14 protein-coding genes are annotated in these 14262 nt (G+C 69.7%); 13 read left to right on the forward strand and 1 reads right to left on the reverse strand.

Features of this window, described 5'->3' with window-relative positions:
- Window positions 1-38 precede the first annotated feature (38 nt).
- The 9 genes from ACQFZP_RS01925 to ACQFZP_RS01965 all read left to right on the forward strand — a co-directional run bounded on the left by ACQFZP_RS01925 (window position 39) and on the right by ACQFZP_RS01965 (window position 9675).
- On the forward strand, window positions 39-539 hold the full coding sequence (locus ACQFZP_RS01925) for an Asp23/Gls24 family envelope stress response protein (RefSeq protein WP_179556424.1): 501 nt from the start codon (window positions 39-41) through the stop codon (window positions 537-539).
- A 100-nt stretch (window positions 540-639) separates the two neighbouring features.
- The gene (locus ACQFZP_RS01930) at window positions 640-828 is read left to right on the forward strand and encodes a hypothetical protein (protein ID WP_211890167.1); all 189 of its coding nucleotides are present in this window, start codon (window positions 640-642) and stop codon (window positions 826-828) included.
- Between the two features lie 202 nt (window positions 829-1030).
- Complete coding sequence (locus ACQFZP_RS01935; protein ID WP_179556426.1) at window positions 1031-2089, forward strand: magnesium and cobalt transport protein CorA; 1059 nt, start codon at window positions 1031-1033, stop codon at window positions 2087-2089.
- A 304-nt stretch (window positions 2090-2393) separates the two neighbouring features.
- Complete coding sequence (nirB, locus tag ACQFZP_RS01940) at window positions 2394-4979, forward strand: nitrite reductase large subunit NirB (protein WP_211890168.1); 2586 nt, start codon at window positions 2394-2396, stop codon at window positions 4977-4979.
- Entirely contained in the window at window positions 4976-5398 is a 423-nt protein-coding gene (gene nirD / locus ACQFZP_RS01945; RefSeq protein WP_179556428.1) for a nitrite reductase small subunit NirD, read from the forward strand. The genes nirB and nirD overlap by 4 nt, the downstream gene beginning before the upstream one ends.
- Entirely contained in the window at window positions 5395-6630 is a 1236-nt protein-coding gene (cobA, locus tag ACQFZP_RS01950; RefSeq protein WP_211890169.1) for a uroporphyrinogen-III C-methyltransferase, read from the forward strand. The genes nirD and cobA overlap by 4 nt, the downstream gene beginning before the upstream one ends.
- Complete coding sequence (locus tag ACQFZP_RS01955; RefSeq protein WP_211890170.1) at window positions 6627-7823, forward strand: uroporphyrinogen-III synthase; 1197 nt, start codon at window positions 6627-6629, stop codon at window positions 7821-7823. The genes cobA and ACQFZP_RS01955 overlap by 4 nt, the downstream gene beginning before the upstream one ends.
- Window positions 7824-7837: 14 nt before the next feature.
- Window positions 7838-8671 (forward strand): sirohydrochlorin chelatase, encoded by an 834-nt coding sequence (locus tag ACQFZP_RS01960; RefSeq protein WP_307852721.1) that lies wholly within the window; start codon window positions 7838-7840, stop codon window positions 8669-8671.
- Between the two features lie 149 nt (window positions 8672-8820).
- Window positions 8821-9675 carry a formate/nitrite transporter family protein gene (locus ACQFZP_RS01965; protein WP_211890171.1) on the forward strand — a complete coding sequence of 285 codons (855 nt, stop codon included), beginning with the start codon at window positions 8821-8823 and terminating at the stop codon, window positions 9673-9675.
- Window positions 9676-9792: 117 nt separating this feature from the next.
- On the opposite strand, the gene gndA is transcribed toward ACQFZP_RS01965, so the two are convergent.
- Window positions 9793-11265, reverse strand: a complete 1473-nt coding sequence (gene gndA / locus ACQFZP_RS01970) for an NADP-dependent phosphogluconate dehydrogenase (RefSeq protein ID WP_179556432.1) — start codon at window positions 11263-11265, stop codon at window positions 9793-9795.
- A gap of 213 nt (window positions 11266-11478) precedes the next feature.
- On the opposite strand from gndA, the gene ACQFZP_RS01975 reads away from it, so the two are divergent.
- The 4 genes from ACQFZP_RS01975 to dtd all read left to right on the forward strand — a co-directional run bounded on the left by ACQFZP_RS01975 (window position 11479) and on the right by dtd (window position 14248).
- Window positions 11479-12312, forward strand: coding sequence for a hypothetical protein (locus tag ACQFZP_RS01975; RefSeq protein ID WP_211890172.1), 834 nt, complete (start codon window positions 11479-11481; stop codon window positions 12310-12312).
- A gap of 176 nt (window positions 12313-12488) precedes the next feature.
- Window positions 12489-13088, forward strand: a complete 600-nt coding sequence (locus tag ACQFZP_RS01980; protein WP_104253694.1) for a 50S ribosomal protein L25/general stress protein Ctc — start codon at window positions 12489-12491, stop codon at window positions 13086-13088.
- A gap of 132 nt (window positions 13089-13220) precedes the next feature.
- The gene (gene pth, locus ACQFZP_RS01985; protein WP_104312358.1) at window positions 13221-13814 is read left to right on the forward strand and encodes an aminoacyl-tRNA hydrolase; all 594 of its coding nucleotides are present in this window, start codon (window positions 13221-13223) and stop codon (window positions 13812-13814) included.
- Complete coding sequence (dtd, locus tag ACQFZP_RS01990) at window positions 13811-14248, forward strand: D-aminoacyl-tRNA deacylase (RefSeq protein ID WP_211890173.1); 438 nt, start codon at window positions 13811-13813, stop codon at window positions 14246-14248. Before pth ends, dtd begins: the two co-directional genes overlap by 4 nt.
- Window positions 14249-14262 lie beyond the last annotated feature (14 nt).

The following is a 14262-nucleotide window of genomic DNA, read 5'->3' on the forward strand; positions in this document are numbered from 1 at the left end:
GCACACGCACCAGGGCTCGATCTCAAGGAGAACCGCACATGTCGAACGTCACCCCCAACACGACTGCCACCCCGAGCGTCGTCGCTCCGTCCAAGGCGGGCACGGGGTCCACTGACAAGAGTGTCGTTCCCACCAGCCGCACCGGCTCGGAGGTCGCAACCGGCCACGGCACGACGACGGTCGTCGACAGCGTCGTCGCCCGCGTCGCCGGTATCGCCGCTCGCGAGGCGCACGGCGTCTACGACCTCGGCGGTGGCGCAGCCCGCGCCATCGGCGCCATCCGCAACGCCATCAACGCCACCGACCAGGGCCAGGGTGTGAGCGTCGAGGTCGGTGAGACGCAGGTCGCCGTCGACGTGACCATCGTGGCCGAGTACCCGGTCGCGCTGCAGGATGTCGCCAACGGCGTGCGCGCCGACGTCATCCGTGCGATCGAGACGATCGTCGGCCTCGAGGTCACCGAGGTCAACGTCACGATCAACGACGTGCACCTGCCGAGCGACGAGCAGGACGAGCCGGCCGAAGCTCGCGTCCAGTAGCTCATACCGCCTCACCTCTTCAGCCGGCCTGGCCGCCGTTCGGTGGCCAGGCCGCGGCACTTAACCCCGCACGATCTCACCTCACCGAAAGCAGGCAACCATGTTCCTCCGCATCGTCACATTCGTGCTCGGAATCGTCGTCAAGAAGCAGAGCGCCAAGAAGAAGCGCGAGCAGCAGGCCGCGTCGCGTGCCAAGCAGTCGAAGCGCTCGAAGCACGGCAAGCCCGGGAGCGCTCAGCGGGGCGGACGCTCGAAGCGCGCGTCGTCGAAGCGCAGCCGTCGGCGCTGACCCGAACCTGAGCCGATCCCGCCGAGCTGCCGCGCACCTCCAAGGTCGGCGAGGTACTCCTCAACGCGGTCTCGCGCAGGTTCGCTCCCGTCAGCGGGGAAGTGGGCGTAGGGTCGGTCCGCGGTGGGTTCGGGGGCGCGTGTCGCGGTCGCGGACTGCGGACGACGCCTCACCGACATCCGACGTGCTAGGAGGGCAGCCCATGGCCTTGATCGACAACGGGATCTACGTGAAAGGGCGTCGGTGCTTCACGCCGGCAACACTCGACGAGACGTTCGAGAAGCTCCGCGAGCATGCGGGGATGGCCTGGATCGGCCTCTTCCAGCCAAGCAACCAGGAACTCGACGCCGTCGCGAAGGAGTTCGACCTGCATCCGCTCGCCGTCGAGGACGCACGGGTCGGGCATCAGCGACCGAAGATAGAACGCTACGGCAGCACCCTCTTCGTGGTCCTCCGACCAGCCTGGTACGTCGACGCCACCGAGACGGTCCACTTCGGGGAGATCCACCTGTTCGTCGGCCCCGAGTTCGTGGTCACGGTCAGGCAGGCCGCACGCCCGGAGCTGGGCGACGTCCGGCACCGGATGGAGCAGAGCCCGGCGCTCCTCAGCCTCGGTCCCGAGGCGGTCCTCTATTCGGTGCTCGACCAGGTCGTCGACGGGTACGCCCCGGTGACCGCCGGTCTCGAGAATGACATCGACGAGATCGAGGATCAGCTGTTCGCGGGCGACGAGCGGGTCACGCGCCGCATCTACGAACTCCTCGGCGAGGTCATCAACTTCCAACGCGCGACGAGTCCGCTGCGAACCATCCTCGAAGCGCTCCTGCGGGGCGCCGAGAAGTACAACACCAGCGAGGAGATCCGCGCTCGCTACCGGGACGTCCTGGACCATGCGCTGCGCATCGCGGAGCGCGCCGACTCGTTCCGGGTGCTCCTCGAGAACGCCCTCACCGTGCACAGCACGCTGGTCACGCAGCAGCAGAACGAGGCGATGCGGGAACTCTCGGAGGCGAGCCTCGCGCAGAGCGAGGAGACGAAGAAGCTGTCGGAGCAGAGCATCGCGCAGAACGAGGAGATCAAGAAGATCACCAGCTGGGCGGCGATCCTCTTCGCGCCGAGCCTGGTGGGCACCGTGTACGGCATGAACTTCACGAACATGCCGGAGCTCGACGCCGAGTGGGGCTACCCGCTCTCGTTGCTGGCGATGCTCGGCCTGGCCGTCACCCTGTGGTCGGTCTTCAAATGGAGGAAGTGGCTGTAGTCGACGGCCGCGCTCGCGGACTCCGTCACGTCGGACGCGGCGGCCGGCACACCGATTCTCGGTTTCCCACTTCTCACACCCTCCCCGGATCCGTGTGCCAAGGAAGTTGCCTCGGGGAAACAGCAGCACGCACCCCGTGAAACATGCGGTTTCTACGCTCTGAGCATGTCAGCGACCGACCGTCGCCGTTCATCCACGGAGGAGCCAGCATGCGCACACCAAGTCGAAGCGACCGGGACGAGCTGTGATGAGCACGAAACATTCGCCGCACGGTGACGAAACATCCCAGACCTACGCTCGCGACATGCTCCCCCCGGCACCGCGCTCCCGTCACGTCGTGGTGATCGGCGCGGGCATGGTCGCGCACCGCTTCGTCGAGTCGCTGCGCTCGCAGGACACGGACCACGTCTGGGCGATCACCGTCATCGGCGACGAACCGTGGCGGCCGTACGACCGAGTCCAGCTCACGAGCACGTTCTCGGGCGTCGACCCGGCTGCCCTGGAGCTGGGCAGGCCGCTCATGTGGTCGCACCCGAACGTCACGCTCCGCACCTCCGAGACGGTCACGAGCATCCACCCAGGCACCCGCACGCTCGTGACGTCGCTCGGCGCGACCGAGCACTACGACGAGCTGGTCATCGCGACGGGCTCGTCCGCCGCGAAGCCGCCCATCGCCGGGGTGGATGCGCCCGGCGTCCACGTCTACCGCACCGTCCACGACGTGGTCGCGCTCAAGGCCGAGGTTGCCGAGTTGTCACAGCGGCTCGGCCGCACGGTCCGCGGTGCGGTCGTCGGCGGCGGCCTGCTCGGGCTCGAAGCCGCGGGCGCCATGGTCGCCCTCGGCGCGGAATGCACCGTCGTCCAGTCCTCCGGCCACCTCATGTCCGCCCAGCTCGACGCGGGCGGCGGCGAGTCGCTGCGGCTCCTCATCGAGCACCTCGGGGTGGATGTGCGAACCGGGTCCCGAGCCAGCGCGGTTGCCCTCGACGCCGACGGCCGCGCGGCCGGCCTCGACTTCCCGAACGGCGAGCCCGAGCCCGCCGACCTCGTCGTCTTCGCCGTCGGCATCACGCCCCGCGACGAGCTGGCTCGCGACGCCGGGCTGACGCTCGGCGCTCGCGGTGGCATCGAGGTCGACGAGGCGTGCCGCGCATCCGCCGCCAGCATCTGGGCGATCGGCGAGGTCGCCTCGATCGGCGGTGAGTGCTTCGGCCTCGTCGCCCCCGGCTACTCGATGGCCGAGGTCGTCGCCAACCGGCTCACCGGCGGAGCGGCGACGTTCCCCGGCGTGGACCTCTCGACGAAGCTCAAGCTCACGGGTGTGGATGTCGCGAGCTTCGGCGACGCCTTCGCCGAGTCGCCGGGCGCGCTCGAGGTCACGTACGCCGACCCGGTCGGCGGCGTCTACAAGAAGCTCGTCATGTCGGACGACGGCAAGGTGCTGCTCGGCGGCATGCTCGTCGGGGACGCCTCGGCCTACACCTCGCTGCGCCCCATGGTCGGGCGCGAGCTCGGCACGGACCCCGCCGCCTACCTGCTGCCCGCCGACGGCATGCCGGAGGTCGGTGGCGACCTGCCGGACGACGCCACGGTCTGCTCCTGCAACAACGTGTCCGTCGGCGCGGTGCGCGGCGCCGTCACCGACCACGCCTGCACCGACCTCGCCGGCGTCAAGGCCTGCACGAACGCCGGCACCGCCTGCGGCTCCTGCGTGCCGCTCGTGAAGAAGATCTTCTCGACCGAGCTCGCCAAGACGGGGGTCGAGGTCAGCAACGCCCTCTGCGAGCACTTCGCGCTCTCCAGGGCGGGGCTCTTCGACGCCGTGCGCGTCACGGGCCTCTCGACCTTCACGAGCATCATCGAACGCCACGGCAACGGCGGTCGCGGCTGCGACATCTGCCGCCCCGTCGTCGCCTCGATCCTCGCCTCGCTCGGCAACGGGCACATCCTCAAGGGCGAGCAGGCGGCGCTGCAGGACACCAACGACCACGTCATGGCCAACATGCAGAAGGACGGCACCTACTCGGTCGTCCCGCGCATCCCGGGCGGCGAGGTCACCCCCGACGGGCTCATCGCGATCGGGGCCGTCGCCAAGGAGTACGGGCTCTACACGAAGATCACGGGTGGCCAGCGCATCGACCTCTTCGGGGCCCGCATCGAGCAGCTGCCGGAGATCTGGAAGAAGCTCATCGATGCCGGCTTCGAGTCGGGCCAGGCCTACGGCAAGGCCCTGCGCAACGTGAAGTCGTGCGTCGGCTCGACGTGGTGCCGGTACGGCGTGCAGGACTCCGTTGCGATGGCCATCTTCCTCGAGCTCCGCTTCCGTGGCCTCCGCTCGCCGCACAAGCTGAAGTTCGGCGTCTCCGGATGCGCGCGCGAGTGCGCCGAGGCGCGCGCGAAGGACGTCGGCGTGATCGCCACCGAGAAGGGCTGGAACCTCTACGTCGGCGGCAACGGCGGCTTCACGCCCCGCCACGCGGAGCTCCTCGTGGAGGACCTCGACGACGAGCAGCTCATCACCGCCATCGACCGATTCATCGGCTACTACATCCGCACCGCCGACCGGATGCAGCGCACCGCGCGCTGGATCGAGGACCTCGACGGCGGCATCGACACGCTTCGGGCTGTCGTGCTCGAGGACAGCCTCGGCATCGCGGCCGACCTGGACGCCATGGTCGCGAACCACGTCGACAACTACAAGGACGAATGGCAGGAGGCGCTGAACGACCCGGAGGTCATGCAGCGCTTCGTGTCCTTCGTCAACGCGCCCACCACGCCTGACCCGTCGCTCGGCTACGTGCCGGAGCGCGGCCAGCTCCGCCCGGCCAACGAGGCCGACCGAAGCGCCGGAACAGTAATCGCAGGAACAACCCTGGAGGTCCGACGATGACCATCGCACTCGACACTCGCAGCGCCACCCGCGAACGCCCCTCCGAGGACGCCGGCCAGCACTGGATCGCGGTCTGCCCCCTCGACGCCCTCCACCCCGAGCGTGGCGTCGCCGCAATCCTGGACGGCACCCAGATCGCGCTGTTCCGGCTCCGCGACGAGCGGGTCTTCGCCGTCCAGCAGGCAGACCCGTACTCGGGCTCGCAGGTCATGAGCCGCGGCCTCGTCGGCTCCAGGAGCGGACGCGTCACCGTCGCCTCCCCGATGTTCAAGCAGATCTTCGACCTTGCCACGGGCGAGTGCCTCGACACCGTCGGCAAGGATGCGCGCACCCTCACGACCTACCCGGTGCGCATCGACGACGACGGCACGGTCCTCGTCGACCTGAGCCTGCGCCTCGAGGGAAGGCAGACGCGATGAGCACGCTCATGGCCCTCGACTTCACCGGCCGCGACGTCCTCATCGTGGGGGCAGGAGCCGTCTCCGCGAGACGCGCCCAGAAGTTCGTCACGGCCGGCGCATCCGTCACCGTCGTGGCCCCCGAGCTCGGCGGCACGCTCGGCGGTCTCGTCGCCGACGGGCTCGCGACCTGGCTGCAGGAGCCCGTGCAGGCACACCACCTCGACGGAGCCTGGTTCGTGCACACCGCGACGGGCGACAGGGCCACCGACCTCCTCGTCGCCGAGTGGGCGAACGAGCGCCGCGTGTGGTGCGTGAACGCGAGCGACGCCTCCGCCGGCAGCGCCAAGACCCCGGCGACCTCGGATGCCGGGGCCGTCGAGATCGGCGTCGTCTCCAAGGAGGGCGCCGACCCGCGCCGCAGCCGCCTCATCTGCGACCAGCTCGCCGAAGGGCTCCGTGCCGGCAACGTCGACCTGCGCAGGCACCGACCAGGTGCCGGCAGGGTTGTGCTCGTCGGCGGGGGACCGGGCGACGCCGACCTCATGACCCTCCGCGGGCGGCGCGCGCTCGCGGAAGCCGACGTCGTCGTGACGGATCGCCTCGGCCCGCGCTCCGTGCTCGCCGAGCTCCCCGCCGAGGTCGAGATCATCGACGTCGGCAAGCAGCCCACCCACCACCCCGTGCCGCAGGAGGAGATCAACCGCATCCTCGTCGAGAAGGCCCAGCAGGGGCTTGTCGTCGTGCGGCTCAAGGGCGGCGACCCGTTCGTGTACGGGCGCGGCGGCGAGGAGGTGCTCGCGTGCAACGCGGAAGGCATCGCCGTCGAGGTCGTCCCCGGCATCAGCAGCGCCATCTCGGTGCCCGCGGCCGCCGGCATCCCCGTCACGCACCGCGGCGTCGCCAACTCCTTCCAGGTCGTGACCGGGCACCAGCGCCTGGGCGCCGAGCTCCTCTGTTCCGTCAAGGGCGACACCTGCACGCTCGTCGTGCTCATGGGCGTCTCAGCGCTCGGCCGCATCTGCCAGGAGCTCGTGGATGCGGGAGTGCGCGACGACATGCCCGTCGCCATCGTCGAGAACGGCCACACCCCTCGCCAGCGCGTCACGAGGGGAAGCCTGCGCACGATCGACGCCACGGCGCGCAGCGTCGGTGTCGCCAACCCCGCCATCATCGTCATCGGCGAGGTCGCCCAGTTCGGCCTCCTGCAGGCGACACGGTCGCTCCAGGAACAGGACGCGCTGTCAGCATGAGCCCCGAACCCGCGAGCGGGGCGCGCGGCCGCGCACCCCAGGAACAGCACCTGGCCGGCGTCGTCGTCGTCGTGACGAGCGACCGCCGTTCCGGTGAGCTCGCGACGGCGCTCGAGCGACGCGGGGCCATCATCCGCCACTCGCCGTCGCTCAGCATGACCGCGGTCGAAGACGACGCCGACCTCCTCGACGCGACGAAGCGCGTCATCGCTGACCCGCCCGACATCGTCGTCGCGACGACGGGCGTCGGCTTCCGCGGCTGGATCGACGCGGCGGATGCACACGGGCTGGTCGAGGATCTCGTCGCGGTGCTCGCCCGCGCGCGCATCGTGGCGAGAGGCCCGAAAGCACGCGGGGCGATCCAGGCGGCGGGGCTCAACGCCGACTGGGTCGCCGAATCGGAGACCTCGGCGGAACTCGCCCAGTTCCTCCTCGCCGAGGGAGTCGAGGGCGCCCGCATCGCCCTCCAGCACCACGGCTCGGGAGCCGACGGCCTCGACGAGCAGTTCGCGGTCGCGGGCGCCGACGTCGAGAGCCTCATCGTCTACAAGTGGGGACCGCCAGCCGACCCTGCGCTGCTCGCTCGGTGGGCGCTCAAGGCGGCAGACGGCGAGGTCGACGCCATCGTCTTCACCTCGGCTCCCGGGGTCTCCGCGTGGCTCGGATCCTTCGCGGACGAGTCGGGTCCGGCAGACGGCGACGACGCGCTTGACGTGGGGACTTCCGGAGCCCTCGAACGACTCAAGGCACGCTGCCGTGACGGCTCGCTGGTCACCGTCGCGGTCGGCCCCATCACCGCGGCGCCCCTGCGGGCCGTCGGCATCGAGCCCGTCGTGCCGAAGCGCGGACGACTCGGCGCGCTCATCCGCGAGCTCATCGAGCACTACGCCCAGCGAGCGGCCGAGGGCATCGAGACCGAGGCTGGCCGCCTCTTCCTCCGCTCGAGCTGCGCCGTCATCGGCGACGACGTCGTCGAGCTCTCGCCCGGAGCGCTGCGCGTGCTGCGGCTGCTCGCCGGCAACCCGGGTGGCGTCGTGAGCCGCGAGCAGATCCTCGCTCGGCTGCCCGGCAACCCGACGACCAACCATGCCGCCGACGTCGCCGTCGCGCGCCTCCGTGAGTCGTTCGGCGACCGGGCCATCGTGCAGACCGTCGTGAAGCGGGGCTACCGGCTGCGCGTCCGCGCGACGTGAGCGTGCAGCGCAACGTGACCGAAGCCCACGCGATGTCAGGGTCCCGCGTGACCGCGCACGCCGACGGGCGAGCATCAGGAACGACCATCAGCACGGAGAGCGAGCACCGAATGAACGAGCAGCACCCGCGGCAGACGATCCTGGTGGGCGCATCCCACGGAACCGACAACACCGAAGGTCAGGCCATCATCCGCGAGCTGCTGCGCCGCGCGCAGGCGATGCGGCCGAGCGTGCAGGTCGTCGAGGCGTTTGTCGACGTGCAGCAGCCGAGCCTCGTCGAGGTGCTCGCCGGACTGCCCGCCGACGCTGATGTCGTCATCGTGCCAGTGCTGCTCACGGTCGGCTTCCACACGCAGGTCGACATCGCGGAAGCCGCGGCCGCCCGACCCGGCACCTCGGTCGCGGCGCCCCTCGGACCGGACCCCAGACTCTCGCAGCTGCTGTGGGACCGGTTCCTCGAAGCTGGCGGGAGTGCCGACGACGGGGTCGTCATTGCCGTCGCGGGCTCCACGGCGGCCGCCGCCGTGCCCCGCTTCCATGAGCTGCGCGAGCAGTTCAACGCCATCGGCGGCGCGGATGCGGTGCTCGGCTACGGAGCGGCCCTCGACCCGCGCGTGCCAGCGGCGGTGCAGCTCGCTCGAGGAGCGGCTGGCGTGCGCCGCGGGGGAGGCGCCCAGGCGCGGCGGGTCAGCATCGCGAGCTACCTGCTCACCCCCGGCTTCTTCCACGACCGCGTCACCGAGGCGGGCGGCGACATCGTGGCGGCCCCCCTCGGCGTCGACGACCGTATCGCGCACATCATCCTCGAGCGCTTCGACGCCGTCGTCCCCGCCGCGGCCCCCGTCTGATCGCACTTCTCACAGCCCCGCGGCGGGGACGAGAGGGAAAAGAAACCAGAACGCACCGCACGAGCCACGGGGCCGAAACTGCACCCCAATAGCTTGTGGATATCGGGCCGAACATGGCCGCAGAGCATCGCCAGAGCGAAAGGGAACCCGTGTCCTACGTCAAGCCGAATGACCTCGTCACCACCATGATCGATGCCGGGGAGAGCAAGATCTTCCTGTCGACCCGCGACACCATCATCCGCTCGACCATGGGAGGCGCGTTCCTCACGATCGCGGCCGCCTTCGCCGTGACCGTCAGCGTCACGACCGGCGTCCCGCTACTCGGCGCCCTGCTCTTCCCCGTCGGCTTCATCATGCTGTACCTGCTCGGCTACGACCTCCTCACGGGGGTCTTCGTGCTCGGGCCGCTCGCCTGGCTCGACAAGCGGCCGGGCGTCACCCTCCGCGGCGTGCTCCGCAACTGGGGCCTCGTGTTCGTCGGCAACTTCCTCGGCGCCTTCACCATCGCCGTGCTCATGGCCATCGTCGTGACGAACGGCTTCGCAACACCCCCGAACGAGGTCGGCGAGGCCATCGGGCACATCGGGGAGGGCAGGACCGTCGGCTACGCCGAGCACGGCGCCTCCGGCATGCTCACCCTCTTCGTCCGCGCCGTGCTCTGCAACGCGATGGTCGCGACGGGAGTTGCCCTCGCCATGATCTCGAAGAGCGTCTCCGGCAAGGTCATCGCCATGTGGATGCCCATCATGCTGTTCTTCTTCATGGGCTTCGAGCACTCCATCGTGAACATGTTCCTGTTCCCCTCCGGCCTGCTCCTCGGCGCCGACTTCACGCTCATGGACTACCTCATCTGGAACGAGATCCCCACGGTCGTCGGCAACCTCGTCGGCGGACTGCTCTTCGTCGGACTCCCGCTGTACTACACGCACGGCCGCACCCGAGCATCCCGTGCTCTCGCGCCGAAGGTCGCCGCATCCGACGCGAAGACCCCCGCCGCGGTCTAGCCCCTCTGCGCAGTGAGGCGGCTGCGCGGCCAGGAAGCCACACGCTAACGAGCGACGCACGACAAGGCCCCGTCCTCCCAGCTGATGCTGGGAGGACGGGGCCTTCTTGGCGCCGAGCTACGCGTTGTGCTCGGTGCGGTCGCCGGACCAGTCGGTGTGGAAGACGCCGTCGCGGTCGACGCGCTTGTAGGTGTGGGCGCCGAAGAAGTCGCGCTGTCCCTGGATGAGGGCGGCGGGGAGGCGCTCGGCGCGCAGTCCGTCGTAGTACGACAGGCTGGAGGAGAACGCGGGGGCGGGGATGCCGGCCTGCGCTGCCTGCACGACGACGCGGCGCCACGCCGCCTGGGCCGTGTTGACGGCGTCGGTGAAGAAGGGCGCGGTGACGAGGGCCACGAGGTTCGGGTTCTCGGCGTAGGCGTCGGTGATGCGGTTCAGGAAGCGGGCGCGGATGATGCAGCCTGCTCGCCAGATCGCGGCGATGTCGCCCTTCTTGATGTCCCAGCCGTACTGCTCGGCGCCGGCGATGATGGCGTCGAAGCCCTGCGAGTAGGCGATGATCTTGGACGCGTAGAGCGCGAGGCGCACGTCCTCGACGAACGCGTCGGCGTCCTCGACCTGGAAGCCGTCGGGGCCGGGGAGGGTGCGGGATGCGGCGCGCTGCTCGAGCTTGGAGGACACGGAGCGGGCGAACACGGCTTCGGCGATGCCGGAGACGGGCACGCCGAGGTCGAGGGCCGTCTGGACCGTCCAGGCGCCGGTTCCCTTGGCACCGGCGGCGTCGAGGATGACGTCCACGAGTGGCTTCCCGGTGTCGGCGTCGACCTGGCGGAGGACCTCCGCGGTGATCTCGATGAGGTACGACTCGAGCTCGCCCTTGTTCCACTCGGCGAAGATCTCGGCGATCTCGGCGGGGGTCTTGCCGGTGCCGCGGCGGATGAGGTCGTAGGCCTCGGCGATGAGCTGCATGTCGGCGTACTCGATGCCGTTGTGGATCATCTTCACGAAGTGGCCGGCGCCGTCGGTGCCGACGTGGGTGACGCAGGGCTCGCCCTCGGCGACCGCGGCGATGGTGCGCAGGATGGGGCCGAGCGTCTCGTACGACTCGGCGGTGCCGCCCGGCATGAGGGAGGGGCCGTTGAGGGCGCCCTCTTCGCCGCCGGAGATGCCGCAGCCCACGAAGTGGATGCCCGTCTCTCGCACGGCTGCCTCGCGGCGGCGGGTGTCGGTGAAGAGGGCGTTGCCGCCATCCACGATGATGTCGCCCGGCTCGAACGCCTCGACGAGCTGGTTGATGACCGCGTCGGTGCCGGCGCCTGCCTGGACCATGATGATCGCGGTGCGGGGCTTCTGGAGTGACGCTGCGAAGTCGGCCACCGACTCGGAGGGCACGAATCCTGCTTCGGGGTGCTCGGCGACGAGAGTGCGGGTGCGTTCGGGGGAGCGGTTGTAGACCGCGACGGTGTTGCCCTCGCGGCTCGCGAGGTTCCTGGCGAGGTTGGAGCCCATGACGGCCATGCCGACAACGCCGATGTTCGCGCTGGGGGACGAGCCGGTTTCCGAGGAGATCGAGGGGGCAGCGTCAGTGGTCATAGATGCGTCTCTTTCAGAGTGGATGCTTGTCTCCCGTCAGGGCGATGCACGGGACACTCCACGGTATTGCACGACGGGCAGTCGTACGCTGACTTGTGGCACGAGCACGGCAACGATTTCCGAACATGACGAAACGTCGCCGAACTCGGCGCACGGCCAGGACCAGATCTGGCGGTGCGCGCGACCGCGAGCACCTAGACAGGGAGACACTCAGTGGCTGATCACGACGCCCGCACGAGAGCCTACGATTTCGGGCGCCCAGACGATGATGGCGACGCCATCACCGACGAGCAGCCGACGACGGCGATGCCGAGGACGCGTGCGACGCCGAGCGCTCCATCCGCTCGCTCGTCGTCGAGTCTCTACGCCGGCAGCGAGGAATCGACCCGCGTCATCCCGCAGCAGGCACCGCCGCCCGCGGTGACACCCGTCGCTCCGACCCGCACGCCCAAGGAGGGCAGGCAGCAGCCACCCGCCGCGCAGCAGCCGGGGCAGACGGATGCGCGGGGGCAGGCGAACAAGTACGGCCGAGCCCGCGAGTCGGCCAGCCCCAGCGTCTGGGCGCGCATCGGCTCCGTCTTCCTCGCCGTGCCCCTCTACGCCATCTGCGTGGTCGCCTTCAGCGCCATCCCCCTGCTCATCATCGTCTCCGGCGTCTCGTCGTCAGCAGGCAGCTTCATCGGGGACGGTGGGGGAGTCTCACCCGTCTGGACGATGCTCGTCACCATGCTGGCGGCCGTCGGCTTCTTCCTCATGGCGCTCACGATGCGACTGTCCGGAACCGGGTCGGTCGTCGCGGGGGCGCTGTCCGTCCTGGCGGGGCTCGCCTCGTTCCTCTTCCACGCCCAGCTCACATCCGCCATCGCCGCCGCGCCGCTGTGGCAGGACCAGCTCGCGACGTTCGCACTGTTCGCGGGCCCTGCATCCGGAATGGCTGTCTCGCTGCTCGCCGCAGAGCTGGTGGTCTTCGGGTTCGCGATGCTGGGTGCCGGCGCCGCCGTGAGCAGCGCTCGCCGCCACGGCTGGCGCAAGGCCGTCGGCTTCTGACGGGGAGCTCAGCAGAGCTTTGCAAGAACGTGCCCACCCGCGCGCTCGATGACGTAAAGTGGGGGGCTGAACTTCGGCGAGGGGCCGTGAGGCCCGTGATCGACGCGGTGATGTGTCCTTGAATGGGCCTCCACACGCTTCCTCAGTCTGTCGAGAACCACCACCAAGGAGACAACATGGCAGAGACCAACAAGCTCAGCGTCGAACTGCGCAACCAGTTCGGCAAGGGTGCGGCACGCAAGATCCGCGCCGCAGGCAAGATCCCCGCGGTCCTCTACGGCCACGGCACCGAGCCCCGCCACCTGACCCTCCCGGGTCACGAGACGATGCTGCTCATCCGCAAGGCGAACGCGCTCATCGAGCTCGACATCGAAGGCGACAAGCAGCTCGCGCTCGTCCGCGACGTCCAGCGCGACCCGGTGCGTCAGATCATCGAGCACCTCGACCTCGCGGTCATCCGCAAGGGCGAGCGCGTCGAGGTCGACGTGCCGCTGCACCTCGTCGGCGACCCGTTCCCCGGCACGATCGCCGTGCAGGACGCGACGACGATCCTCGTCTCGGCCGACGCCACCACGATCCCGAGCTTCATCGAGGTCTCGGTCGAGGGCCTCGAGGATGGCACGCTCATCCACCGCGAAGACCTCAAGCTGCCCGAGGGCACCGAGCTGGTCGACCTCGCGGAAGACGCAGAAGAGGTTGCCCTCGTCTCGATCCAGACGCCTCGCGGCGAGGACGAGGACGAGGACGAAGAGTCCGAAGAAGCAGCCGCCGAGTAATCTCGCGTCTGGCGTCGTCGACTCGACGCATCTTCGTCGAAAGGCGGGCGGCTCCGGCCGTCCGCCTTTCGCGTTCCAGAGATCCCACGGGTCGTCGCGCGGCGCATCCCGTCGCATGAAAGGCTTTGCAGCATGGCAGCAGACACCTGGCTCGTGGTCGGACTCGGCAATCCCGGCGAGAAGTACGCGAAGAACCGGCACAACGTCGGTCAGTTCGTCGTGGACGAGCTCGCGAAGCGACTCGGCGCGAGCTTCTCGCGGCACAACAAGGCGAACGCCCGCACCGCCGAGGGGCGCACGGCCCCGGGTGGGCCGAAGCTCGTGCTCGCGAAGTCGAACGGCTACATGAACACCTCGGGCGGACCGGTCTCGCAGCTCGTCGACTACTACGGTGTCGACGTCGACCACGTGATCGTCGTGCACGACGAGCTCGATCTCCCGTTCGACACCCTCAAGCTGAAGGTCGGTGGCGGCCACGGCGGTCACAACGGCCTCCGCGACATCAGCGCGGCACTCGGCGACCCGAGCTACCTGCGCGTGCGAGTCGGCATCGGGCGTCCTCCGGGCCGGCAGGACGCGGCCGACTTCGTCCTCAAGGACTTCGCGGGCAGCGAGCGCGAGGTCCTCCCAGTGCTCGTCGGTGACGCGGCGGACGCCGTCGAGCTGATCGCGAGCGACGGCATCCAGGCCGCTCAGCTGCGCGTGCACACGGCAGCGGGCGCGTGAAGCTCGTCATCCAGCGCGTCACCGAGGCGAGCGTCACGGTCGACGAGCGGACCGTCGGCCGCATCGACGAGCCGGGGCTCCTGATCCTCGTCGGCGTCACGCACACCGACACCGACGCGGATGCGGCGAAGCTCGCCCGCAAGGTGCTCGGGCTGCGCATCCTGAACGACGAGAAGAGTGTGCTCGACACCGGCGCCCCGGCGCTGGTCGTCAGTCAGTTCACGCTCTACGGGGATGCACGCAAGGGGCGACGGCCATCGTGGTCGCTCGCGAGTGGGAGGGCCCACTCGGAGCCGCTTGTCGCCGCGTTCGTCGCGGCCCTCCGGGAGGGTGGAGTGCACGTCGAGACCGGTGAGTTCGGCGCCATGATGAAGGTCGCGAGCGTCAACGACGGTCCCTTCACCGTGCTCCTCGAATCGGCAGACCTGGCGTAGATCGCCGACAGCGG

The sequence above is a fragment of the Pseudoclavibacter sp. Marseille-Q434 genome (genome assembly GCF_050315415.1).
Lineage (GTDB): Bacteria > Actinomycetota > Actinomycetes > Actinomycetales > Microbacteriaceae > Pseudoclavibacter.

What these genes read in the sequence shown, in the direction of transcription:
- ACQFZP_RS01925 (WP_179556424.1), top strand. Translation starts at nt 39, where the DNA reads ATGTCGAACGTCACCCCCAACACGACTGCCACCCCGAGCGTCGTCGCT.
- ACQFZP_RS01930 (WP_211890167.1), top strand. Translation starts at nt 640, where the DNA reads ATGTTCCTCCGCATCGTCACATTCGTGCTCGGAATCGTCGTCAAGAAG.
- ACQFZP_RS01935 (WP_179556426.1), top strand. Translation starts at nt 1,031, where the DNA reads ATGGCCTTGATCGACAACGGGATCTACGTGAAAGGGCGTCGGTGCTTC.
- nirB (WP_211890168.1), top strand. Translation starts at nt 2,394, where the DNA reads ATGCTCCCCCCGGCACCGCGCTCCCGTCACGTCGTGGTGATCGGCGCG.
- nirD (WP_179556428.1), top strand. Translation starts at nt 4,976, where the DNA reads ATGACCATCGCACTCGACACTCGCAGCGCCACCCGCGAACGCCCCTCC.
- cobA (WP_211890169.1), top strand. Translation starts at nt 5,395, where the DNA reads ATGAGCACGCTCATGGCCCTCGACTTCACCGGCCGCGACGTCCTCATC.
- ACQFZP_RS01955 (WP_211890170.1), top strand. Translation starts at nt 6,627, where the DNA reads ATGAGCCCCGAACCCGCGAGCGGGGCGCGCGGCCGCGCACCCCAGGAA.
- gndA (WP_179556432.1), bottom strand. Translation starts at nt 11,265, where the DNA reads ATGACCACTGACGCTGCCCCCTCGATCTCCTCGGAAACCGGCTCGTCC.
- ACQFZP_RS01980 (WP_104253694.1), top strand. Translation starts at nt 12,489, where the DNA reads ATGGCAGAGACCAACAAGCTCAGCGTCGAACTGCGCAACCAGTTCGGC.
- pth (WP_104312358.1), top strand. Translation starts at nt 13,221, where the DNA reads ATGGCAGCAGACACCTGGCTCGTGGTCGGACTCGGCAATCCCGGCGAG.